This window comes from Dickeya sp. NCPPB 3274, from assembly GCF_000406205.1.
In the GTDB taxonomy this organism is placed as follows: domain Bacteria; phylum Pseudomonadota; class Gammaproteobacteria; order Enterobacterales; family Enterobacteriaceae; genus Dickeya; species Dickeya fangzhongdai.
In genome coordinates this window covers 157,963-179,738 of the sequence record NZ_CM001979.1, presented here as the reverse complement: position 1 = coordinate 179,738, position 21,776 = coordinate 157,963, and the positions used below count along the sequence as shown (strand labels likewise).

Annotated in this window: 15 protein-coding genes and 1 pseudogene; 6 read left to right on the top strand and 10 right to left on the bottom strand. The window is 56.4% G+C overall.

The window, feature by feature from the left end; all coding sequences use genetic code 11:
- Positions 1-3: 3 nt before the first annotated feature.
- The gene (locus DXX3274_RS01460) at positions 4-531 is read right to left on the bottom strand and encodes a hypothetical protein (RefSeq protein ID WP_042861795.1); all 528 of its coding nucleotides are present in this window, start codon (positions 529-531) and stop codon (positions 4-6) included.
- A gap of 71 nt (positions 532-602) precedes the next feature.
- Positions 603-1,067 (bottom strand): tRNA (cytidine(34)-2'-O)-methyltransferase, encoded by a 465-nt coding sequence (locus DXX3274_RS01455; protein WP_042858199.1) that lies wholly within the window; start codon positions 1,065-1,067, stop codon positions 603-605.
- Between the two features lie 170 nt (positions 1,068-1,237).
- On the opposite strand from DXX3274_RS01455, the gene DXX3274_RS01450 reads away from it, so the two are divergent.
- Positions 1,238-1,519, top strand: coding sequence for a DUF2756 domain-containing protein (locus DXX3274_RS01450; RefSeq protein WP_039695771.1), 282 nt, complete (start codon positions 1,238-1,240; stop codon positions 1,517-1,519).
- An 82-nt stretch (positions 1,520-1,601) separates the two neighbouring features.
- Here the strand turns inward: DXX3274_RS01450 and DXX3274_RS01445 are convergent, their stop codons facing one another.
- The 7 genes from DXX3274_RS01445 to DXX3274_RS01415 form a co-directional block, all read right to left on the bottom strand.
- Positions 1,602-2,558 carry an AEC family transporter gene (locus DXX3274_RS01445; RefSeq protein WP_042858196.1) on the bottom strand — a complete coding sequence of 319 codons (957 nt, stop codon included), beginning with the start codon at positions 2,556-2,558 and terminating at the stop codon, positions 1,602-1,604.
- Positions 2,559-2,744: 186 nt separating this feature from the next.
- Complete coding sequence (gene ugpQ, locus DXX3274_RS01440) at positions 2,745-3,488, bottom strand: glycerophosphodiester phosphodiesterase (RefSeq protein WP_042858194.1); 744 nt, start codon at positions 3,486-3,488, stop codon at positions 2,745-2,747.
- A complete protein-coding gene (locus DXX3274_RS01435; protein WP_042858193.1) occupies positions 3,485-4,561 on the bottom strand; it encodes a sn-glycerol-3-phosphate import ATP-binding protein UgpC in 1,077 nt (358 codons plus the stop codon). Before DXX3274_RS01435 ends, ugpQ begins: the two co-directional genes overlap by 4 nt.
- Positions 4,562-4,567: 6 nt before the next feature.
- On the bottom strand, positions 4,568-5,416 hold the full coding sequence (gene ugpE, locus DXX3274_RS01430; protein ID WP_042858191.1) for a sn-glycerol-3-phosphate ABC transporter permease UgpE: 849 nt from the start codon (positions 5,414-5,416) through the stop codon (positions 4,568-4,570).
- A gap of 26 nt (positions 5,417-5,442) precedes the next feature.
- Entirely contained in the window at positions 5,443-6,330 is an 888-nt protein-coding gene (ugpA, locus tag DXX3274_RS01425; RefSeq protein WP_042858190.1) for a sn-glycerol-3-phosphate ABC transporter permease UgpA, read from the bottom strand.
- A gap of 85 nt (positions 6,331-6,415) precedes the next feature.
- A complete protein-coding gene (gene ugpB / locus DXX3274_RS01420; RefSeq protein ID WP_038664440.1) occupies positions 6,416-7,735 on the bottom strand; it encodes a sn-glycerol-3-phosphate ABC transporter substrate-binding protein UgpB in 1,320 nt (439 codons plus the stop codon).
- Between the two features lie 340 nt (positions 7,736-8,075).
- A complete protein-coding gene (locus DXX3274_RS01415; protein ID WP_084478657.1) occupies positions 8,076-9,254 on the bottom strand; it encodes a serine hydrolase in 1,179 nt (392 codons plus the stop codon).
- 741 nt (positions 9,255-9,995) lie between these two features.
- Here DXX3274_RS01415 and DXX3274_RS01410 point away from each other — a divergent pair.
- From DXX3274_RS01410 to DXX3274_RS01390, 5 genes and pseudogenes are all read left to right on the top strand, one after another.
- On the top strand, positions 9,996-11,678 hold the full coding sequence (locus DXX3274_RS01410; protein WP_042858188.1) for a methyl-accepting chemotaxis protein: 1,683 nt from the start codon (positions 9,996-9,998) through the stop codon (positions 11,676-11,678).
- A gap of 329 nt (positions 11,679-12,007) precedes the next feature.
- The gene (locus tag DXX3274_RS01405; RefSeq protein WP_050569783.1) at positions 12,008-13,681 is read left to right on the top strand and encodes a methyl-accepting chemotaxis protein; all 1,674 of its coding nucleotides are present in this window, start codon (positions 12,008-12,010) and stop codon (positions 13,679-13,681) included.
- 439 nt (positions 13,682-14,120) lie between these two features.
- Positions 14,121-15,797 (top strand): methyl-accepting chemotaxis protein, encoded by a 1,677-nt coding sequence (locus tag DXX3274_RS01400; protein WP_042858187.1) that lies wholly within the window; start codon positions 14,121-14,123, stop codon positions 15,795-15,797.
- 827 nt (positions 15,798-16,624) lie between these two features.
- Positions 16,625-18,255, top strand: a pseudogene (locus DXX3274_RS01395) (methyl-accepting chemotaxis protein).
- A 369-nt stretch (positions 18,256-18,624) separates the two neighbouring features.
- Entirely contained in the window at positions 18,625-20,250 is a 1,626-nt protein-coding gene (locus tag DXX3274_RS01390; RefSeq protein ID WP_042858185.1) for a methyl-accepting chemotaxis protein, read from the top strand.
- A gap of 97 nt (positions 20,251-20,347) precedes the next feature.
- Here the strand turns inward: DXX3274_RS01390 and DXX3274_RS01385 are convergent, their stop codons facing one another.
- On the bottom strand, positions 20,348-21,271 hold the full coding sequence (locus DXX3274_RS01385; protein ID WP_042858184.1) for a hypothetical protein: 924 nt from the start codon (positions 21,269-21,271) through the stop codon (positions 20,348-20,350).
- Between the last annotated feature and the right edge of the window lie 505 nt (positions 21,272-21,776).

The following is a 21,776-nucleotide window of genomic DNA, read 5'->3' as shown; positions in this document are numbered from 1 at the left end:
CGTTCAGTCGTCCGGCAAAATCCCCGCCATAAAACGTTCGATGTCCTCGCGGCTGCGTAACACGAGGCGCTGCGATGGCGCGCACTGCTCAAACACCCGTTGATGCCCGCTGAACGAGCTGTTGCTTTGCCGCTCCCGGTACTCGCCCGCCCAGCGCAGCAATTCGGCCAGCGCCGCCTCATCGCCGCCGCGGCGCAGCCCGCGCTGACGAATATTGGTCAGGCATTCTTCAACCGGAATATCCAGCCAAATCAACACAGTAGCCTGCCGCACCACTTCCTGCATCAACCAACCGTAAACCCCTTCCATGATCCAGCATTCGTCCTGCGCCAGCGCCCGAGCCTCGGCTTTGACCCGCGCCCGGTCGCGCGCTTTCCCGTAGCCGCCCGGCTCCCAGTTGATCAGATCCAGGTCGATGGCGGGCGCCTGTAGCCGGGCCGCCAATTGTTCCGCCAGCCAGCTTTTCCCCGAACCGCTGTTGCCCATGATCAGGGTGCGCCGCAGCGCAGAAGCAGGTATCGAATAGGTCACCACGCGCTCTCCTGTTGGTCGTTCCGATGGGTTAGTCGTGTCGATCAATTGATCATGACGGGCGTGGCGCGTCAGCGCCGGCCGCCAAACCCATTCTGTCGCCAGGCCTCATAACTGATGATCGCCACCGAGTTGGACAGATTCAGGCTGCGGCAGTTCGGCTCCATCGGGATGCGGATCCGGCATTCCGGCGCGAAACCGTTGCGGATATCATCCGGCAGACCGGCGGTTTCAGAGCCGAACAGCAGCACATCGCCCGGGTGGTAGTCGGGCTCGTCGTAAGGGCGGCTGCCTTTGGTGGTGCAGGCGAAAATCCGCTGCCCCGCCACCGCCTGCAGAAAGTCCTGATAGTTGCGATGACGGCTGACATTCGCCAGATCGTGATAATCCAGCCCGGCGCGACGCAGCTTTTTTTCCTCGAAATCGAAGCCCAGCGGTTCGATCAGGTGCAACGAACAGCCATTGTTGGCCGCCAGACGGATAATATTGCCGGTGTTGGGCGCAATCTGTGGCTCATAGAGCGCGATATGAAACATGATGAAGTCAGGTACGAAAAAAGGTGGGCGTCAGTATAGCCTATTCCACGCCCACGCCCCAGCCGGGGCTGGCGCCGCGAATCGTCTGAAGTGTCGGCAAAGGCCGGGACGACGCCCTGATTAACAGCTAGAATAAAGCGGTATCCGACAGCCGTTTCCCCGGAGGAATCATGAAAATAATATCTCCCCTGATGCTGCTCCTGAGCCTGCCGTTGCTGGCGCAGGCCGCCACGCAACAGATATCGCCCCAGCAGCAGCAATTTGAAAACGGCATCAGCAGTCAGAAGCGACTGCTGCAGGAGATGCAGCAAAATCAGGCGCTGCAGCAACAGCAACTGAATAGCGACATCCAGCAGCGCAGCCGTGAACAGCAGCGCCAGTTGCAACAGCAACTGGAACAGAATCGCCAGCGCATCCAGCAATCCGCTCCGGGCAATACCAACCGGTACTAACGCTCAACCGATACTGACGCTTCCAACCGGTACGGACTTCCCGCCGCTCACCTCAGTGATGGTAGGCGGGTTGCGGATGGGGTTATACCCTCACGCCCATCAGCGTCAGAATCAGCGGCGTGGTAATGCCGGCCAGCGCGGTCGACATCAACAGGCTGGCGGCGACCGGGCCGCCCAGCACATTGAATTGCCGGGACATCAGGTAGATATTGACGCCCACCGCCATCGACCCCAGCAGCACCACCACCCGTGTTTCCATCTCCGGCAGGCCCAGCGCCACCGCCAGCACCCATACAACCAGCGGCTGCACCAACAGTTTGATGAAACAGATGGCGACGCTGATTTGCCAGCCGTCGCGAATACGGTATTCCGCCAGCCCCATACCCAGCGCCACCAGCGACAGCGGCACGCCGATCTGACTCAGCATACCGACAGGCTTATCGATGCTATCCGGCAGCGGCAATCCGGTGAGGCTGTAGAACGTACCGGACAGAATGCCGATGATCAGCGGGTTTTTCAGCACGCCGAGCGCGGTTTTAGTGAACCCCTGCATCGACAGCGAACCGTTGCGCGCCCATTCCACCGAGACGGTCACCAGCGTCCACAAAATCAGGCCGTTGAACACCAGCACCAGCGCCACGGACGGAATCGCCTGCGGGCCGAGCATCAGGGTGGCGATCGGCAAACCGAGCATTACGTTGTTGGAGAAAATCCCGCTGAGCGAGAACACCGAGCCGGACACGCCATCCAGCCGAAACACCCGACTGGCGACAATCCGGCCAAGCACAAACACAATAAGACAACTGCCGAAGAAGGCGATCAGCAGCCGGGCGTCCACCGCCGGTCGTTTGGAGAAATCGCACATCATGCGGAACAGCATGGCAGGCAGCGCCACTGAAAATACGAATTTGGTCAGCGCATCGGTTACGGTCGACGGCCAGCGGCCGAAACGAATCAGGCCATACCCCAGCGCAATCAGTACAAACAGCGGCAGTGAAAGAACAATCTGGTGCCAGAGAGAAAGAATAAACGTGGGCATCGCCCTTCCTTAAAAAACGCGCGGTTCACCCAGGCGAAGGCTGATGGCTTATCACGACGGCGCAGCAGCAGCCCCGCCGGGAGAACGGGCCGGACGGCCCGAGGTCATACAGGAAACGCCTGACGAAACACGCCGGTTTATTGGCCGGCGTGGCGCGCTGTCGGGACAGACGACATTCAGCCGGCGTTAATTAAATTGTGGTCCAATCAAATCTATCCGGTCGGTACAGACACAGTCAACGCCCCACTGCAGCAGGATGCGAGCGCGATCCGGTTGATTAACGGTGTACACCAGAATACGCAGCCCGGCGTCTTTCAGCAGCCTGACGCGCGTCTCATCCAGCAATTGGTGATTAAGGTGGATCGACACGCAGCCCAGCCGTTCGGTCAGGATGCGCCAGTCGTCGTCCCACTCGTCCAGCAACAGTCCGCGCGGCAGCTCCGGCGCCGCCTGCTGCGCTGCGTCCAATGCCGCAACCGAAAACGACGACAACAGCGGCGCGACCGGATGGTTCTGCCACAGCTCGCGTGCGGCCAGCGCCACCACGCGACCGGTCTGCTCCTCACAGCCGGTGGTCGGTTTGATCTCGATATTGGCCGCCAGACCGTACTGTGCGCAACGCTTCGCCACCTCCGACAACAGCGGCAGGCGTTCGCCGTGGAACTGGCGGCTGTACCAACTGCCGACGTCCAGCCCCACCAGCTTGTCCCACGGCAGCTCGCCCGCCACGCCCCAGCCGTTGCTGGTGCGTTCAAGCGTGTCGTCGTGCAGCAGGAAAATCTGCCCGTCCTGCGACAGCTTGGCGTCAAACTCAATCATTTTGTGGCCGTGATGCGCGCCGACATCAATCGCCGCCAGCGTATTTTCCGGCGCCAGAGAGCCGCCGCCGCGGTGGGCGACGATAGCAGGATAAGGCCAGTTCGGGGTCATGCTTCCATCCGTAATCCGCTTTGCGAATCAAATATATGCCAGGATGCGGCCGGCAGATTGAGCCACAGGGTTTCCCCCACCGCCGGACAATGCTCGTGCGACAGGCGCACCACGATATTCTGCCCCGCCCATTTGCCGTGCGCCAGATTATCCGCGCCCAGCAGCTCCAGGGTCTCCACCACCAGCGGCACGCCGCCGGCGCCGGCGGTGGATTGCAAAATGTGCTCCGGACGCATGCCGAGCGTGACGTCGCGCCCTTGCCATGCCGGTTTCGCAACCGGCAACGGCAGCGAGAAATCCGCCGACAGCTCGACCCGGCTGCCGTCGGCGCTCACCTGTCCGGCCCACAGATTCATGGCGGGCGAGCCGATGAAGCTGGCGACAAACAGCGACGCCGGTTTGCGGTAAATCTCCGCCGGCGCGCCGATCTGCTCCGCCACGCCTTTGTTCATTACGATCACCCGGTGGGCCAGCGTCATCGCCTCCACCTGGTCGTGGGTGACGTACAGGCTGGTGGTTTTCAGCCGCTTGTGCAGCTGTTGCAGTTCAAGGCGCATCTGCACCCGCAGCTTGGCGTCGAGGTTGGACAACGGTTCATCAAACAGGAATACCGCCGGTTCGCGCACGATGGCGCGCCCCATCGCCACGCGCTGGCGCTGGCCGCCGGACAGCTCGCGCGGCTTGCGGTTGAGCAACGGTTGCAGTTCCAGAATGCGCGCCGCTTCTTCCACCCGCTGGCGAATCTGCGCTTTGCCGAAACCGCGAATTTTCAGGCCGTACGCCATGTTGTCGTAAACACTCATATGCGGATAGAGCGCGTAATTCTGGAACACCATCGCAATGCCGCGATCTTTCGGCTCTTTGTCGGTAACGCGCTCCTCACCGATGTAAATATCGCCGCTGGTGGTCTGCTCCAGACCCGCCACCATGCGCAGCAGCGTGGATTTGCCGCAGCCGGACGGGCCGACCATCACCACGAATTCGCCGTCCGCCACATCGAGATCGATCGGCTGAATCACCTGAGTTTTGCCGTCATAGGATTTGGTGACGGCCTGAAGTTTTAAACATGCCATAAGATTCTATTTCTCACTATCAACCAGACCGCGAACAAACCAGCGCTGCATCAGCAACACAATCAACAACGGCGGCAGCATGGTTATCAGCATCGCCGCCATCACCTGATGCCAGGGCGTAGCGGTGTCGCCGGTGGCGATCATGCTCTGGATCCCGGCCACCGCGGTGCCCAAATGGGGGTCGTTGACGATCAACAGCGGCCACAGATACTGGTTCCAGCCGTAGATAAAGGTGATGACAAACAGCGCCGCCAGATTGGTTTTGGACAACGGCAGCACCATGTCGAAGAAAAAGCGCATCGGGCTGGCGCCATCGATACGCGCCGCTTCCAGCAGTTCGTCCGGCAACGTCATGAAGAACTGGCGGAACAGAAACGTGGCGGTGGCGGACGCCATCACCGGCAGCGTCAACCCGACATAGCTGTTGGTCATATGGAGATGGGAAATCACCTCGACCGTCGGGAAAATGCGCACTTCCACCGGCAACATCAGGGTGGAGAAAATCATCCAGAAGAACAGGTTGCGGCACGGAAAACGGAAATAGACGATGGCGAAAGCCGACAGCATCGAAACGCTGATTTTGCCGATGGTGATCGCCAGCGCCATCACAAAGCTGTTAAACAGCATCAGGCCGAACGGCGCGCTGTTGTTGTCGCCTACCCCGTGCCGCCAGATATCCGCCAGGTTTTCCCACAGGTGGCCGCCGGGCAGCAGCGACATCGGCACCTGAGACATCTGCTCCTGACTCATGCTCGCAGCGACAAACGCCACGTACAGAGGAAACAGCACCACCAGAATGGCGACCACCAGCATGGCGTGGCTGAACATATCCAGCCCGCGGCGGTTTTCGATCATTCGGTTCCCTGTCATTGCAAACCTGCTCATTGATAGTTCACCTTACGCTCGACAAAGCGGAACTGAATCACCGTCAGCACGGTCACCACCAGCATCAGTACCACCGACTGCGCCGCCGAACTGGAGAGATCAAGACCGGCGAACCCTTCGCGGTAAATCTTGTAGATCAAGGTAGTCGTGGCCTGCACCGGCCCGCCGCCGGTGGCGGCATCGATCACCGGGAAGGTGTCGAAAAAGGCGTAGGTCAGGTTGACCACCAGCAGGAAGAAACTCACCGGCGAAATCAGCGGCAGCACCAGATTGAAGAAACGGCGCACCGGCCCGGCGCCGTCAATCGCCGCCGCTTCGATCAGCGAACGGGGGATGGACTGCAACGCCGCCAGGAAAAACAGGAAGTTGTAGCTAATCTGCTTCCACACCGAGGCCAGCACCACCAGCAACATCGCCTGACCGCTGTGCTGGGCGTGGTTCCAGTCGTAACCCCACTGGTGCAGCAGCCAGGTAATCAGCCCCAGGCCGGGGTTGAACAGAAACATCCACAGCACCGCCGCCACCGCGGGCGCGACCGCATAAGGCAGAATCAGCAGCGTCTGGTACAGGCGGCTAAAACGCAGGGTGTAGTCCACCAGCGCGGCCAGAAACAGCGACACGATCAACCCGGACGCCGCCACCAGAAAACTGAACAGCAGCGTGGTGTAAAACGAGCCGAGGTAATAGCTGTCGTGGAACAGATTGGTGAAGTTGTCCAGCCCGACAAACTGACTGGAGAGGCCGAACGGGTCTACGCTCTGCACCGAGTACCAGAGCGCCTGCCCGGCAGGCCAGAGGAAAAAGATCACCGTGATGGCCAGCTGCGGCAGCACCAGCAGGTAAGGCAGCAGGCTGCGGCCAAAAACAGGACGGGAAGCAGTCATGCACAAGGTTCTCAGAAAACAAGGGTCTCAGAAAACTGGGTTCTCAGAAAAAGGGGTGGCCGAATCCCTTCGGCCCGGAATACGGTTACTTGTTCGCTTGTTCGAAGCGGCGCAGCAGCGCGTTGCCGCGTTCCACAGCGGCATCCAGCGCCTGCTGTGGGGTTTTCTTACCCGTCCAGACGCTTTCCAGCTCTTCGTCCACGATGGTGCGAATTTGCGGCATATTGCCCAGACGCAGCCCCTTGGTGAACGGCAGCGGCTCCTTGTTCAGCATCTGACGGGTGGCGATGTCGGCGCCGGGGTTCTTGTCATAAAAACCCTGCTGTTTGGTCAACTCGTAAGCGGCGGTGGTGATCGGCAAATAGCCGGTCTTCTGGTGCCACTCGGCGGCGATTTCCGGCGTCGACAGGAACTGCATGAACTCAGCCACGCCTTTGTAGGTGGCGGCGTCTTTGCCGTTCATCACCCACAGGCTGGCGCCGCCGATAATGGCGTTCTGCGGTGCGCCTTTCACATCGGCGTCATACGGCATCATAGCCACGCCGTAGTTGAATTTGGCGTACTGACGAATATTAGCCAGCGAACCGGACGACGCGGTGGTCATGGCGCAATCGCCGTTGTAGAACTTCTCGGTCGGCTCGTCTTTGCGGCCGTAATAGGTGAAGTCCCCTTTCTTGTTCATGTCTTCCAGCATCTGGATGTGCTTGACCTGAACCGGCTTGTTGAACTCCAGCACCGCATCAAGGCCGTCGAATCCGTTGTTTTTAGTGGCGATCGGCAGGCCGTGCCAGGCGCTGAAGTTTTCAATCTGAATCCAGCCCTGCCAGCCGCTGGCGTAGCCGCATTTCATGCCGGACGCACGCAGTTTGGCGGTGTACTCGGCCATCTGCTGCCAGGTTTTCGGCGGCTGTTCCGGGTCCAGACCCGCTTTTTTGAAGGCGTCTTTGTTGTAGTACAACACCGGGGTGGAGCTGTTGAACGGCTGAGACAGCAGGTGTCCGGTTTTAGAGTCGGAGTAATAACCAGAGACGGTCGGCACGAAGATTTTCTCGTCGTACGGCACGCCGGCATCTTTAAACACCTGATACACCGGCTTAACTGCCTTGCTGGCCATCATGGTGGCGGTGCCCACTTCGTACACCTGCAGGATAGCCGGCGCATTGCCGCTGCGAAACGCCGCGATACCGGCCGCCAGACTCTGCTCGTAGTTGCCTTTGTATACCGGCACGATTTTGACGTCGCTGTGCGTCTGGTTAAAACGGTCAGCCAGAGAATTAACGGTTTTACCCAGTTCCCCTTCCATCGAATGCCAGAACGGAATTTCGGTAACAGCCTGCGCCTGTGCGCTGGCGGCTAACGCCATAATGACAACGGCGGCGGTTTTACGGATAGCGTGCTGAAACATGCTGTCTCCTGAGATCATGTAGGTGCTGATCATTGCGGATGCTGATCATTGTGAGCGCCATGAGCGAAAAAGCGCGTTTTATGTTCGGCAGGTAACATGACACGCCCGGATGACAGAAAAATAACTGCATCATGACAACCGGATGACAAGTGCATACGATTGCAGCGGGGAGAAAAACCAGCAGTAAACCGATACGACAGGTGATTATTTTTTATAAAATAATCATTATGTTATAAACAAAGAAAGGCTGTGTTACGCCAGGATGATAGGCAGGAACACCCACAAGAAGACGGACTTCACATCAACACCGCGCCCGATGGCACATATTTCCCGCCGTCGGTCAGCGTCTCTTCGCTAAATCCGTTAATAGAGTAATCCCCAGATAGTTACTCCAGTTAAAGGCGTTTTGCAGGACGACAATTGCGTTGCCGTTTTGCTTATCAAAGCCGATAAAACTGGAATACCCGCCGATATACCCCACCTGATACGTTATGCTGTTTTTTCCGTCTATGTCGGTTACCCAGGCAATGTTTTGCACCTGATTCCCGTGACGGGCATAACCCTGGTTTATCTGTGCAAAAGCCTGGTTTATCAATGGTGAAGGCGTATCGCCCAGATGGGCTCGAAGGTAGAGGATTAAATCATGCGCGTTACTGTATAGCCCTGCCGCTGCGAGCATATTATTGCTGAAATGCCAGTCTGGCGTTAGTGCGCCGCGCGCAATGAATTTAGGCTGATCGCCAGCATGCCCCAGGGCGCGAAAAGCAAAACGCGCTAACGTCTCCGGTCTAAAACTTGTTTGCCGCATATAAAGAGGAATGAAAAGACGATCTTTCGCCATATCCTCAATACTCTGGTGGAATTTATCCTTCAGGATATAGCCGAGAACGGCATAGCCAAGGTTTGAGTATTGTGCGGTTGGATGCGAAGGCGCACTGAAGTCAGCCAGATAATGCAGTACCTCATCACTATCCAGCCCGCCATAAAAATTCTCGCCGCTGCCAAGATAACGCACAAATTTAGTCAGAATGTGGAAATCGATATCCTGACGAGGCAAACCGGAAGTGTGCGTGACCAGTTGTAATAACGTGATTCGCTTTGCATCCTCGCTCAAAGGCGTACTTTCCGGCAGCAACGTAGCGAGCGTATCTTCCCAACGTAATTTTTTCTGCAACACCAGTTGGCTGACCACATCGGCGGTAATGCCTTTACTGATCGACCCCAGAGCAAACAAGGTATCGGGTGTTATGGCATAGCCGCCCTGCTCATCCGTCACGCCATAACAGTAAAACTGAGCCGGTCCTCGGTTATGGATAACCGCAATGCTGATGCCCGACACCGACTTATCCTTCATATAATGATGCACAATGTCATCGACATTCGCCTGGAAGGAGGAATGGGTAAGATAGGCGTCGTAACGGGCGGGCATAGTGACTTGTGACAACGTTCCGCAGGCACAGAGCATAAAACAGCTCAGAATCAGCAACAGATTTAAAAAAAACGCCCGAGGATACGACATACCGTTAAAATGCAGGGGATTAAAAACATAACGGCATTATTTATTAATCTTTTTGTTTTACAATGTGTTTTTAGTAAAAAAACATTTTTATACACCTTCCAGATAAAAAATCTGAAGCAGAAGCAATTTTTTCATGTAACGGGGTGATCTCCCTCACAGTAAAACTGCCAATATATGGATCGCCATTCTATCGCGGTTTTCTCTTCATTGAGTACGGACAGACCACGATGGCGGCATCGGCAGAAGCGCCAGCCGCCAGTATCCCGGCGCCGCACATCTCGCCGGAGCCGCTTACCATCGAGAGCCAGTCACGGCGATGCTTTATCCGGCTATCGCCATCGACACACCCTTGCGGTAAAAACGCGATCGGAATTGCAGAAATACCGCCGAAAATTATTCTTTTGATACTTTATTTGAAAAGTTTATATATTGCATTCGACAAACCAATTTCTATTCCTTACTCTTATTAACCAATAAGCTCCACTGTAAATTTCAATTCCAATTACTTTCTCATCTTAATTATTGGAGTTAGCGATTCTTGTTATCGGTTTTTATAAGACCATTACCTCTCTATCTATTTACAAAATAATCGTAATAAACAGGAGATCTGTCGGCTGGCCCACAAAAATTATTCACATGAAATAGAACTAACCCAAATTATACACACATAGAGCTATTTTCATTTTACCTCCTGGACGAGGTCCCGAATAAACGCATGGAATACACGACGTAAGGACATCTATGAACGCGCTGAAAAAAATAAAACTGGGCACCATGCTGAGTGCCGGATTCGCTCTGGTCATCGTGATTGGTCTGCTGGTAGCGACATTTGGCCGAACCCAACTGGCGGGGCTGGGGGACGACATCGATCACCTCTCTTCCACCACGCTCACCAACATGATGCTGATTCAGGAAGCCAAAACCGGCTTCGATACCAATTCCCGTCTGGTGCGTAATATTGCGCTCAGTAACGACCCTGAACGCATCGCGCGTGAAAAGCAGCTGATCGACCGGCAAATCGCCCGCAACACCGAGGTGCTCAAACAGTTATCGGAACGGCTTGATACGCCGGAAACCCGCGATCAACTGAACCAGTTGACGCAGGCGCGCCCCGCTTACCTGCAGGCATTCAATAATGCGGTTCAATTGGGCATCTCCGGCCAGCCGGAGCAGCGCGATCAGGCCCGCGAATTGATTCTCAACGACATGCAGACCGCCCAGAACGGCGTCTTCCGGGCGCTGGACAACATGCTCGACTTCCAGAAAAAAATCACCATGAACGTGGTGACGGATTCCATGCAAAACGCTCGTTCAGACGGCACGGTAATGCTGGCGCTGGCGTTGGCCGCCGCGGTGCTTGGCGCGCTGACCGCCTGGCTGATCACCCGCACCGTCAAAGGCCAACTGGGCGGCGAACCGGTTTACGCCGCGGCGGTTGCCCAACAAATCGCCGACGGCAATCTGGCCTTTAATGTCGAACTACGCGCGGGCGACAAGCACAGCGTGCTGGCAGCCATGAACGACATGCGGGAAAAACTGGGACAGATCGTCACCCAGGTGCGCCAGAGCAGCGAATCCATCGCCACCGGCGCCAGCGAAATCGCCGCCGGCAGCACCGACCTGAGCCAGCGCACCGAAGAACAGGCCGCCAGTCTGCAACAGACCGCCGCCTCTATGGAACAAATGAGCCAGACCATCCGCCAGAACGGCGATACCGTGCGCACCGCCACCAAACTGGCGCAATCGGCCAGTTCAACCGCCGCCAAAGGCGGTGAAGCCGTCAACAATATCGTCCGCACGATGGAAGACATTTCCGTCAGCTCACACAAAATCGGCGACATTATCAGCGTCATTGACGGCATTGCCTTCCAGACCAACATCCTGGCGCTCAACGCCGCGGTGGAAGCCGCCCGCGCCGGCGAGCAGGGCCGCGGCTTTGCCGTGGTGGCGGGCGAGGTGAGAAATCTGGCCCAACGCTCCGCTTCCGCCGCCAAGGAAATCAAGGAGTTGATCACCGCCAGCGTCGAAACGGTGGAAGCCGGTTCAACGCTGGTGGGCGAAGCCGGGTCCACCATCGACGAACTGGTGAAGCAGGCGCGCCACGTGGCGGATTTGATTGGCGAAATCGGCGTGACCACTCACGAGCAGGAATCCGGTATTTCGCAGATTAACGATGCGGTCAACCAGCTCGATCAGGTCACCCAGCAGAACGCGTCGCTGGTGGAAGAGTCGGCCAGCGCCGCCGACAGCCTGAGCGATCAGGCCGCGCGGCTGGTGGAACTGATGAGCATATTCACTATTCAGAATGCGTTTAACAACCAGAGCGCCTTGCTGCAAAAAACGGGAACCGGGCTGAAAAAACCAACGCCATCCAAACTGGCGCTGGCAAACAACGCCAACAACAGCAACTGGGAACAGTTCTGAGTTTACCTTTCCCCTGACCGCCGCCGTCACGGTGGCGGTTTCTTCCGAATTTAGCCCCTGACGGCCGAGCCCTTCACGCAGCAAAGGTCAATAAAGCGACCTGCCCCCCGGCAGCATGAAAGAGGGTGGGTATAGCGAATATCTATTACTCAACCAGTGCCATTTTGGTTATTTATATCCTGACCTTACCAGCCACGACGCCACACAGCCGCCGACAGCCTTCAGGCCTAACGCGGCGCATAACAATATCAGCGTTTATTGTTCTTTTTTGCTATGCATTGAGCCGCCATGCCATTGGCGCTGTTACCTCAACCGCTCAGGGGGGACGCATGACTACATTCAGTAATACCGGCTTCAGGAATATCAGCTTCAAAAACATCAGGCTTTCCACCCGGCTCAACTCGGGTTTTGCGTGGGTGATCGTCATCGGTTTTCTTATCGCGCTATTTGGTCAGTTTCAGCTACGAAAACTGAGCGCCGACATGCAGTTGCTGTCGAAATCACACATGGTGACGCTGCTACAGTTGGAAAGAATGAAAGACCACCTCAACGATGCCGCCCGCCGGGTACGCAACATTGCGCTCCTAAATGACAAAACGCAGCGAGAGCAGGAAAAACAACGGCTGGATGAAACCAACGCCAGCATGACGAAGCTGGTCGCGCAAATCGGACAGTCCGCTGACGACCCTGACATGCAGCGAGGGCTGCAACAGCTCGACCAGTTTCGTCCCGCCTATAGCGAAGCGATGAACAACGCTGTGGAAGCGGGTATGGCGGGGCATCCGGTGCAAGCGCGCAATATTATTGTCGCCGACCTGCAAAAAGCGCAGGAAGGGATTTTCACCACGCTGGATAAAATGATCGACGACCAGTCCTCGTTAACCTTGTCGATGGCTAACGACGCCGAGCGGCAGGCCAATCAGGCGGGGTTGCTGATGCTGGCGCTGGCGTTGGCAGGCTGCGTTATCGGCGGCGCCACCGCCTGGTATTTGAGCCGCTACATCCGGCGCCAGCTGGGCGGCGAGCCCCAGTACGCCGCCCGCATCGCCCAGGAAGTCGCACAGGGAAATCTGGCGGTCAGCGTAGACCTCGCCCGCCACGACCAACAGAGCCTGCTGGCTTCGATGCATACCATGTGCGACAGTCTCGGTCACATCGTCGGCCAGGTGCGCCAGAGCAGCGAATCCATCGCTACCGGCTCGCAGCAGATAGCCATGGGCAACGCCGACCTCAGCCAGCGCACCGAGGAGCAGGCCGCCAGCCTGCAGCAAACCGCCGCCTCAATGGAGCAAATCAGCCAGACCATCCGCCAGAACGGCGAAACCGTGCGTGAAGCCGCCCAGATTGCCACCACCGCCAGCGATACCGCCGCCAAAGGCAGTGAAGTCGTGGGTAACGTCATCCGCACGATGGACGACATCACCGCCAGCTCGCGCAAAATCGGCGACATTATCAGCGTCATCGACGGCATTGCCTTCCAGACCAATATTCTGGCGCTGAATGCGGCGGTGGAAGCCGCCCGCGCTGGCGAGCAGGGCCGCGGCTTCGCGGTGGTGGCCGGTGAAGTGCGTTCGCTGGCGCAGCGTTCCGCCTCCGCCGCCAAGGAGATTAAGGAACTGATCACCGAGAGCATGGGAAAAGTGGAAAGCGGCTCGCAACTGGTTGGTCACGCCGGCACCACTATGGACGATATCGTGACGCAGGCGCGCTGCGTTGCCGATTTGATCAGGGAAATCGGCGTCACGACCACCGAGCAGGAATCCGGCATCAGCCAGATTAATCTGGCGGTCAACCAGCTCGATCAGGTAACCCAGCAGAACGCCGCGCTGGTGGAGCAGTCCGCCAGCGCCGCCGACAGCCTGAGCGATCAAGCCCGCCATCTGGTGGAACTGGTGAGTATGTTCACTATCCACCATACGGCGTCACGCCAGCCTGCTGAGCCGATGCAAGGACGCCCATTCCAGCCTCAGTTGGCGCTGGCGACAAACACCACCCCAACCTGAGGATGGTTCTCGCATGACGCCCGGACAAGCATCATGCAACAACGGTATTGAGCGCCGCGCCCATAGATAAAACACCAATAACAATGGTGGGCGCGGCCCATTCATTCAATATGGCAGGTTAAATTTATTGGAATACTCACTGTTACTGAGAAATTCCATTTCGCCAGCATTGAACATCATCAACCAATATAAAGTCACGCGTATAATTATTATTAATATATAGCACTAACCACACCTAAAAACCGAAATGGCGTTCTGAAAACAGAGAATAAAAAATAAAAATGTAACCAAATGAAATTACCCCTCCTCCTTAAGATATAGCAAAGATTCATCAATTAGATTAATCCCCGAAATCACAGATAATCTGACGAGCGTGTTATCGGTCTTTTTTATTCATATCGGTTTATCGTGATTAAAAACAACTTTTAGGGGATAAACCATGAGCATTCTCAAGAACATGAAACTTGCCACCATGCTCGGTGCCGGTTTTGTTATCGTACTGATTATCAGCTTTTTTGTTTCTACCTATGGGCAAGTTCAATTACGGCAGCAAAGTGACAATATCAATGCATTGGCCAGCGACCAGATGGAAGGTCTACTGCTGATTCAAGAACTAAAAGATAATCTGAACAGCGTCGCCATTTCGGTACGTAACCTGACGCTGTTTACTGCGCCGGATCAGGTAGCGCAGGAAAAACAGCGCATCAACGAGGTCATTACCAGAAATAGCGAAGTCCTAAAGCGCATCGCTGAACTGGCAAGTTCTCCCAAAGAAAAGGCGCTGTTTGAAGCGCTCAACCAGGTACGGCCAGCCAGCCTTGCCGCTACGCAAAAAGCCATTTCACTCAGTCTGAATAACAAGCTGGATGAAGCCAAAAGCGTCATTATGAACGAAGTGAAACCGGCGCAGGACAATTACTTTAAAGCCATCAACGATATGGTGAACTACCAGAAAAGCGATACCCGGCGGTCGGCTGACGATGCCAGCGACTCGGCGCGCTCCGCCGGCATACTGATGCTGGCATTCACGGGTATCTCTACGGTACTGGGCCTCGCTATCGCCTGGCTGATTACCCGCAGAATCAAAAGACTGCTTGGCGGCGAGCCGGTGTATGCCTCCGACATTGCGCGTCAGATTGCCGGCGGCAACCTGGCCATCAACGTCGATCTGCAACCGGGCGATACCGCAAGCCTGCTGGCCGCCATGAACGATATGCGCGACAGACTGAGCAAGATTGTGCAGCAGGTACATGATAGCAGCGCATCCATTTCCACCGGCTCCAGCGAAATCGCCATCGGCAGCAACGATCTGAGCCGCCGTACCGAGGAACAGGCCTCCAGCGTACAACAGACCGCCGCCTCGATGGAGCAGATCAGCCAGACCATTCGTCAGAATGGCGACACCGTACGCGAAGCCGCCCAACTCGCCAACACCGCCAGCCAGACCGCGGCCAAAGGCAACGAAGTCGTGCGCAACGTGATCACCACCATGGGCGATATCAGCACCAGTTCCCGTAAGATTGGCGACATCATTACCGTGATCGACGGCATCGCCTTCCAGACCAATATTCTGGCGCTTAACGCCGCGGTGGAAGCCGCACGCGCCGGCGAACAAGGCCGGGGGTTCGCGGTGGTGGCGGGAGAAGTACGCTCACTGGCGCAGCGCTCGGCGTCCGCCGCCCGTGAAATCAAAGAACTCATCACCACCAGTATGGAAAAAGTGGCAAGTGGCTCTCAACTGGTGGAGCACGCCGGTGAAACCATGACGGATATCGTCACCCAGGCGCAGCACGTTGCCAACCTGATTAGCGAAATCGGCGTCACCACGCAGGAACAGGAATCCGGTATTTCACAAATCAATCAGGCTATTACCCAGATGGATAGCGTAACCCAGCAAAACGCGGCGCTGGTTGAAGAGTCCGCCAGCGCCGCCGACAGCCTGAGTGAGCAGGCGGAAAAACTGGTGGAACTGATGGGCGTATTCACTATTCACAACACATTTAGCAGCCAGCCTGCCCAGCGGCAGCCACACTCGGCGCCTGCACGAAAAAAACCGGCGCCATCCAAACTGGCGTTAACGAACAAAGCCAATCACAGCAACTGGGAACAGTTCTGAGTTTACCTTTCCCCTGACTGCCGCCGTCATGGTGGCGGTCTCTTCCGGGTTTACCCCCTGACGGCCATCCCTTAACCGCAGAGAACGGTCAATAAAGCGACCGGTGCCCCGGCTAAAACCGGCGGCATCACTGGCAACGGTTAATAACAGTGGCTGGGAAGCATTCTGAGCCGCCAGGTCATGACCCGGATATATTCCGGGTCATGACCTAAATAGCCACACAAAAAATATTGTTTTGATAAAATGTCATTGGCGAATCTCAAAAAGGATTGGTTTTTATATCACCATAACTTTTTATATCACTACAAAGTGCAGGCCTTAAATTGGGGATTTATTTTTTGTAACTTCCATTAAAAAATTGCTTCTAATTACGTTAATAAAAAAGCCATTGAGCAATAAGAAAAACTTTTATCACGATTTATCGACAAACGCATAAAAACCCTCCATACTGCAATTTGTTCAGGAAGAGCGTTCATTTCAGGTATTAAAAATACCCGAAGATAATTTTTATACATTTTTCTTATCTTGATTAGAATTATTAATCAATTAGTCAATTAACGGTTTAATTCACACCTGCAGGCCAGCCTTTCCCTGACGAAGAATTTTCGCCAGCGGTCTTGTTATTGCCTGAAACACGCTACGGAAGCCAATATCTATACTCCAAATTAATTCGAGTTGCAGGAAAAGGCAGAGTTGAAAGCGGTTTACCGCAGCCCCGAAGAGACGAGGCCGCGAGTGAGTCGATAACGCAGCCAACGCACCTGCAACCTGAAGTGTGACGGGTATATCAGGGATAAAAATAAATCTTATATAAAAAAGGTGACGTTATGCGTTTTTTTAAAGAAATGAAGTTAGGCTCCATGTTAGGCACCGGGTTCGCGATGGTAATCGTTATTGGTTTTCTGGTAGCGATTTATGGTCAGGTGCAGTTACGTCAACTCAGCACAAATATCCAGACATTATCAAAAGAGCGGCTCACTAATCTGCTATTGATACAGGAATACAAAGATAATCTGAATGTGGCCGCCCGGGTGATCAGGAATATCGCGTTGCTTTCCGATCAACAGCAAATGGCGGTAGGAAAAACACACGCATTGATGCGATTATTCCAAGAAACAGCGACATCATCGCCATACTGCGCAAAGCATCGGAAACGGCGGAGCAAAACGCCTTGCTCGACCAGCTTGAACAGAAACGCCCGGCTTATCTGGAAGCAGTCAGAAAAACCATTGAGCTAGGGCTGTCAAATCAATCGGATAAGGCAAGAAACCTGATTCTGAGCGACGTGCGCAACGCGCAGGACGCGCTGTTCAAAGTGATAGAAACCATGCTGACCTACCAGAAAAACGCGACCTCTACGGCAGCTGATAACTCGGAATCACAAGCCGACAGCGCCGGTATACTGATGTTGTCGCTGGCGGCGCTGATTGCTGTCGCCGGCAGTCTGATAGCCTGGCTGATTACCCGCCGCATCAAGGGGCAACTGGGCGGCGAACCGGCTTATGCCTCGCATATCGCTCAGCAGGTGGCGCAGGGCGACCTGTCCGTCGATGTCATGCTGAAAACCAGCGACCACCACAGCCTGCTGGCCGCCATGCGCGCCATGCGCGACAGCCTCAGCCACATCGTCAGTCAGGTGCGCCAGAGCAGCGAATCCATCGCTACCGGCTCACAGCAGATAGCGATGGGCAACGCCGACCTCAGCCAGCGCACCGAGGAGCAGGCCGCCAGCCTGCAGCAAACCGCCGCCTCAATGGAGCAAATCAGCCAGACCATCCGCCAGAACGGCGAAACCGTGCGTGAAGCTTCCCAGCTCGCCACTACCGCCAGCGATACCGCCGCCAAAGGTAGTGAGGTCGTGAGTAACGTCATCCGCACGATGGACGACATCACCGCCAGTTCGCGCAAAATCGGCGACATTATCAGCGTCATCGACGGCATTGCCTTCCAGACCAATATTCTGGCGCTGAATGCGGCGGTGGAAGCCGCCCGCGCCGGCGAGCAGGGCCGTGGCTTCGCGGTGGTGGCCGGTGAAGTGCGTTCGCTGGCGCAGCGCTCCGCCTCCGCCGCCAAGGAGATTAAGGAACTGATCACCGAGAGCATGGAAAAGGTGGAAAGCGGCTCGCAACTGGTCGGCCACGCCGGCACCACCATGGACGATATCGTGACGCAGGCGCGCCGCGTCGCCGATTTGATCAAGGAAATCGGCGTCACGACCACCGAGCAGGAATCCGGCATCAGCCAGATTAATCTGGCGGTCAACCAGCTCGATCAGGTAACCCAGCAGAACGCCGCGCTGGTGGAGCAGTCCGCCAGCGCCGCCGACAGCCTGAGCGATCAGGCTCGCCATCTGGTTCAGTTGATGAATGTATTTGTGGTCGCGGGAAATCACCGGCAAGACGAACACGCCGTGTATCCTCCCCGTGCCGATTTACGTCTGGCGCTGACATCACGCTAACCCACCGATCTGATTCATACCGTGGGGAAGCGGAAAACGAATTCCACTTCCCCATACAGACGGCATATACCCTGAATTATTCACGTCGCCGATTTCCCCGCTCACCGCGCCAACCCGCTACCGCATACATTTTGTTAAAAAGTTAATTAACTAAAAAATCATTTCGTTACCTACCGCTAACAGGTTGAGATCAATTCGCTACGGGCTGCTTTCACTACGGACTGTTTCACTACGGACTGTTTCCGCTACGGATTGCTTTGGCAGCGTTTTCGTCGCCAGCGTCCATCACTACCAATACACACAGTTCGCTTCACACCAGGAATGCGAATCCATTCATGACGGCAACACTAAAATAGAATAAGGCACATGATGCAGATACTAAAAAATATGAAACTCGGCGCTATGCTCGGATCCGGTTTTATACTGGTCATCCTGATAGGTTTTATCGTCGCGATTTTCGGGCGCAGCCAGCTGATTCATGTGGGCAATAATCTGGATTACCTGTCCAATATTCGCCTGAATAACCTGATCGCCATGCAGGAAATTAAGGACAACCTGAATGCGGCCGCCCGCATTATTCGGGAAAGCGCCATACAGACCGACGCCGCCCGCCTCGCTCAGGAAAAACACGATCTCGAGCAGCTCATCGACCGTAACAACGACTTGCTCAGACAGTTGGATGAAAAACTGAAACTGAAAAAATCACGCGAATTGCTGGCGCAAATTAATCAGGCGCGCCCGCCTTATTCCAATGCGGTACGAAAAGTGATTGAGCTGAGCATGTCCGGCCAGCAGGAACAAGCCCGCACGCTGATTCTGGGCGACCTGCTGACCACGCAGACCGTGCTGTTCAACGCGATGGATACCATGATCACCGAACACAAGAACGACACCGTCGCCATGTCTCAACGTTTCATGGCGGATGCCAGCTATTCCGGCACCCTGCTGTTGATCGTGACCGCCATCAGCGCCCTGCTGGGCGCCGTGGTAGCCTGGCTGATCACCCGCCGGGTGAAAGGACAACTGGGCGGCGAGCCGACCTATGCCTCGCATATCGCTCAGCAGGTGGCGCAGGGCGACCTGTCCGTCGATGTCATGCTGAAAACCAGCGACCACCACAGCCTGCTGGCCGCCATGCGCGCGATGCGCGACAGCCTCAGCCACATCGTCAGTCAGGTGCGCCAGAGCAGCGAATCCATCGCCACCGGCTCGCAGCAGATTGCTATGGGCAACGCCGATCTCAGCCAGCGCACCGAAGAGCAGGCCGCCAGCCTGCAGCAAACCGCCGCCTCGATGGAGCAAATCAGCCAGACTATTCGCCAGAACGGCGACACGGTGCGCGAAGCCGCCCAGCTCGCCACCACCGCCAGCCAGACGGCCGCCAAAGGCAGCGAAGTGGTGAGCGACGTCATTCGCACTATGGAAGAGATCACCACCAGTTCACGCAAAATCGGCGACATTATCAGCGTTATCGACGGCATTGCTTTCCAGACCAATATTCTGGCGCTGAATGCCGCGGTAGAAGCCGCCCGCGCGGGTGAACAAGGCCGCGGCTTCGCAGTGGTGGCCGGCGAGGTGCGTTCGCTGGCGCAGCGTTCCGCTTCCGCCGCCCGGGAAATCAAAGAATTGATCACCGAGAGCATGGAAAAAGTGGAAAGCGGTTCGCAGCGCGTCGGCCACGCCGGCGTCACTATGGAAGAGATTGTCTCTCAGGCCCACCATGTCGCGGAATTGATTAAGGAAATCGGCGTAACCACCTCAGAACAGGAATCCGGCATCGGCCAGATCCATCAGGCGGTCAGCCAGCTCGATCAGGTTACCCAGCAGAATGCCGCACTGGTGGAACAGTCCGCCAGCGCCGCCGACAGCCTGAACGCTCAGGCCGGTCATCTGGTACAGCTGATGAATGTGTTCGTACTCGCCAATCACACCGTTCAACCGCAGCGGTCACACGATGACAGCGCCGCCTGGCGTCTGGCGCTGGCGTCACGCTAACCCACGGCGCAAGCGACATACCGGGCAAGCCGCCGGGGAGAAGGAAAAACGCCGACTCCCCGCATTATTGCGCGCAGCCACGCTGCGCGCCTGACCGTCAGACCTGCACATCAATCGAGATATTACCCGCGGGGCCGACAGACAGATCGACGCTGACCCCGCCTCCCGTCATGCTCATCGACTGAACCGTCTTCTCAGTGTCGGCAATATATTGATTTATAGCCTGAATCTGCTTCTGGGCTTCTTTGTCGTCGTTTCTGCTGGCATTTTTCACCATCGCAAGCAGCGATTTCAGCTCGCGGACGGCGTCCTGCACCGACTTCGCATCCGCCCTGCGCTGCTGCGACCCGGCGCCCCGTTCGGTAATGGCGGCCGCCACGCTCTGCAATTGCTCAGCCTCCTGCGCGGATGCGTCTCCATCGCTTTTTTCCGCCGCTGACGCCCCGATAGCGTGGTCGCCACCGTCCCCTAAACCATCGGATTCGGCGGACGCGCCCTCACCCGCGGCGGACACCGCCACCGCCCCGGAAAGCGCGGCAGCGGAAGTATCGCCACTGCCGCCAGCAACAGCGCCGGACTGATTTTCACCGCCCGCCACGCCCGCCGCTCCGGTATTAGCCCCCCCGCTGCCCCCGCCTTCATTCAGGGTTTTAGCCGCCTGGCCCAGTTCTGCGGCCAGTTGGCGGATTTCGCGCAGTATGCCGGGCGGAACCGACTGACCGACCAGCGACAGCATCATCATCTTCAGCATCTGAATGCGCCGTTTGATTTGTTCGATGCGCCCGCGCGCCAGATCCTGATCAAAATCGTTCATTTTGCTCATGTTGGTCCGCATTGCGGCATCAATCCGTTTACGGACCTCGTCGCTGAACTGCACCAGTACGGAGGTGACCGACGGTTGTTCCTGGGAAGCATCCGCTTGCGCGCCGGCACGAGTCGTACTACCGGCGTCAGTATCAGTCCTGGCATTCTGCGCCGATGTACCCGCGGCAGAACGGTTGAAAGAGATGGGAGAAGTCATCGGGAATCCTGTGCAAGGCCTGTCATGATCCATCAGCAAAGACTCAGCATGGAGGGTGTAGTTACGCACCATCAGGCCGAATCTTTCTGACACATATTGAAACATAACGGCACCGCGCCCGCCGTCTTTAGGCCCGCGGTCGGTTAAAACATAAATATGCGTAAACCGTCAGACAACGCCACGCACGCGGCTGGGTGCGCCCGCCGGGCTGGAGTCACTTCACCGGAGCGCTTCCCGGCCTTGTTGACAAAAAAATACACAGGGAGGCGATTAGACAAACGGCAAAACGCCGCTCATAGTCAAATGAGTAGTTCAAATAATCATCGCTTGTCGCTGTCATTCGGATAGAGTGCGACGCTGTTCGACAAGCCTGAATCCAGGCGACGCCTGCAATGATGCGTGACGTGTGCCTAAGCCGGCATCCATTCTTTTTGCTCTCGCCCGATTTAGGCGAGGGTCCAGCACCAGACCAAAGCAGTAGCGTGGCGGTATCCTTTAACGGGCG

What these genes read in the sequence shown, in the direction of transcription:
- DXX3274_RS01410 (WP_042858188.1), top strand. Translation starts at nt 9,996, where the DNA reads ATGAACGCGCTGAAAAAAATAAAACTGGGCACCATGCTGAGTGCCGGA.
- ugpQ (WP_042858194.1), bottom strand. Translation starts at nt 3,488, where the DNA reads ATGACCCCGAACTGGCCTTATCCTGCTATCGTCGCCCACCGCGGCGGC.
- ugpE (WP_042858191.1), bottom strand. Translation starts at nt 5,416, where the DNA reads ATGATCGAAAACCGCCGCGGGCTGGATATGTTCAGCCACGCCATGCTG.
- ugpB (WP_038664440.1), bottom strand. Translation starts at nt 7,735, where the DNA reads ATGTTTCAGCACGCTATCCGTAAAACCGCCGCCGTTGTCATTATGGCG.
- DXX3274_RS01435 (WP_042858193.1), bottom strand. Translation starts at nt 4,561, where the DNA reads ATGGCATGTTTAAAACTTCAGGCCGTCACCAAATCCTATGACGGCAAA.
- DXX3274_RS01445 (WP_042858196.1), bottom strand. Translation starts at nt 2,558, where the DNA reads ATGCCCACGTTTATTCTTTCTCTCTGGCACCAGATTGTTCTTTCACTG.
- DXX3274_RS01450 (WP_039695771.1), top strand. Translation starts at nt 1,238, where the DNA reads ATGAAAATAATATCTCCCCTGATGCTGCTCCTGAGCCTGCCGTTGCTG.
- DXX3274_RS01390 (WP_042858185.1), top strand. Translation starts at nt 18,625, where the DNA reads ATGCAGATACTAAAAAATATGAAACTCGGCGCTATGCTCGGATCCGGT.
- DXX3274_RS01415 (WP_084478657.1), bottom strand. Translation starts at nt 9,254, where the DNA reads ATGTCGTATCCTCGGGCGTTTTTTTTAAATCTGTTGCTGATTCTGAGC.
- DXX3274_RS01385 (WP_042858184.1), bottom strand. Translation starts at nt 21,271, where the DNA reads ATGACTTCTCCCATCTCTTTCAACCGTTCTGCCGCGGGTACATCGGCG.
- DXX3274_RS01400 (WP_042858187.1), top strand. Translation starts at nt 14,121, where the DNA reads ATGAGCATTCTCAAGAACATGAAACTTGCCACCATGCTCGGTGCCGGT.
- DXX3274_RS01455 (WP_042858199.1), bottom strand. Translation starts at nt 1,067, where the DNA reads ATGTTTCATATCGCGCTCTATGAGCCACAGATTGCGCCCAACACCGGC.
- DXX3274_RS01405 (WP_050569783.1), top strand. Translation starts at nt 12,008, where the DNA reads ATGACTACATTCAGTAATACCGGCTTCAGGAATATCAGCTTCAAAAAC.
- ugpA (WP_042858190.1), bottom strand. Translation starts at nt 6,330, where the DNA reads ATGACTGCTTCCCGTCCTGTTTTTGGCCGCAGCCTGCTGCCTTACCTG.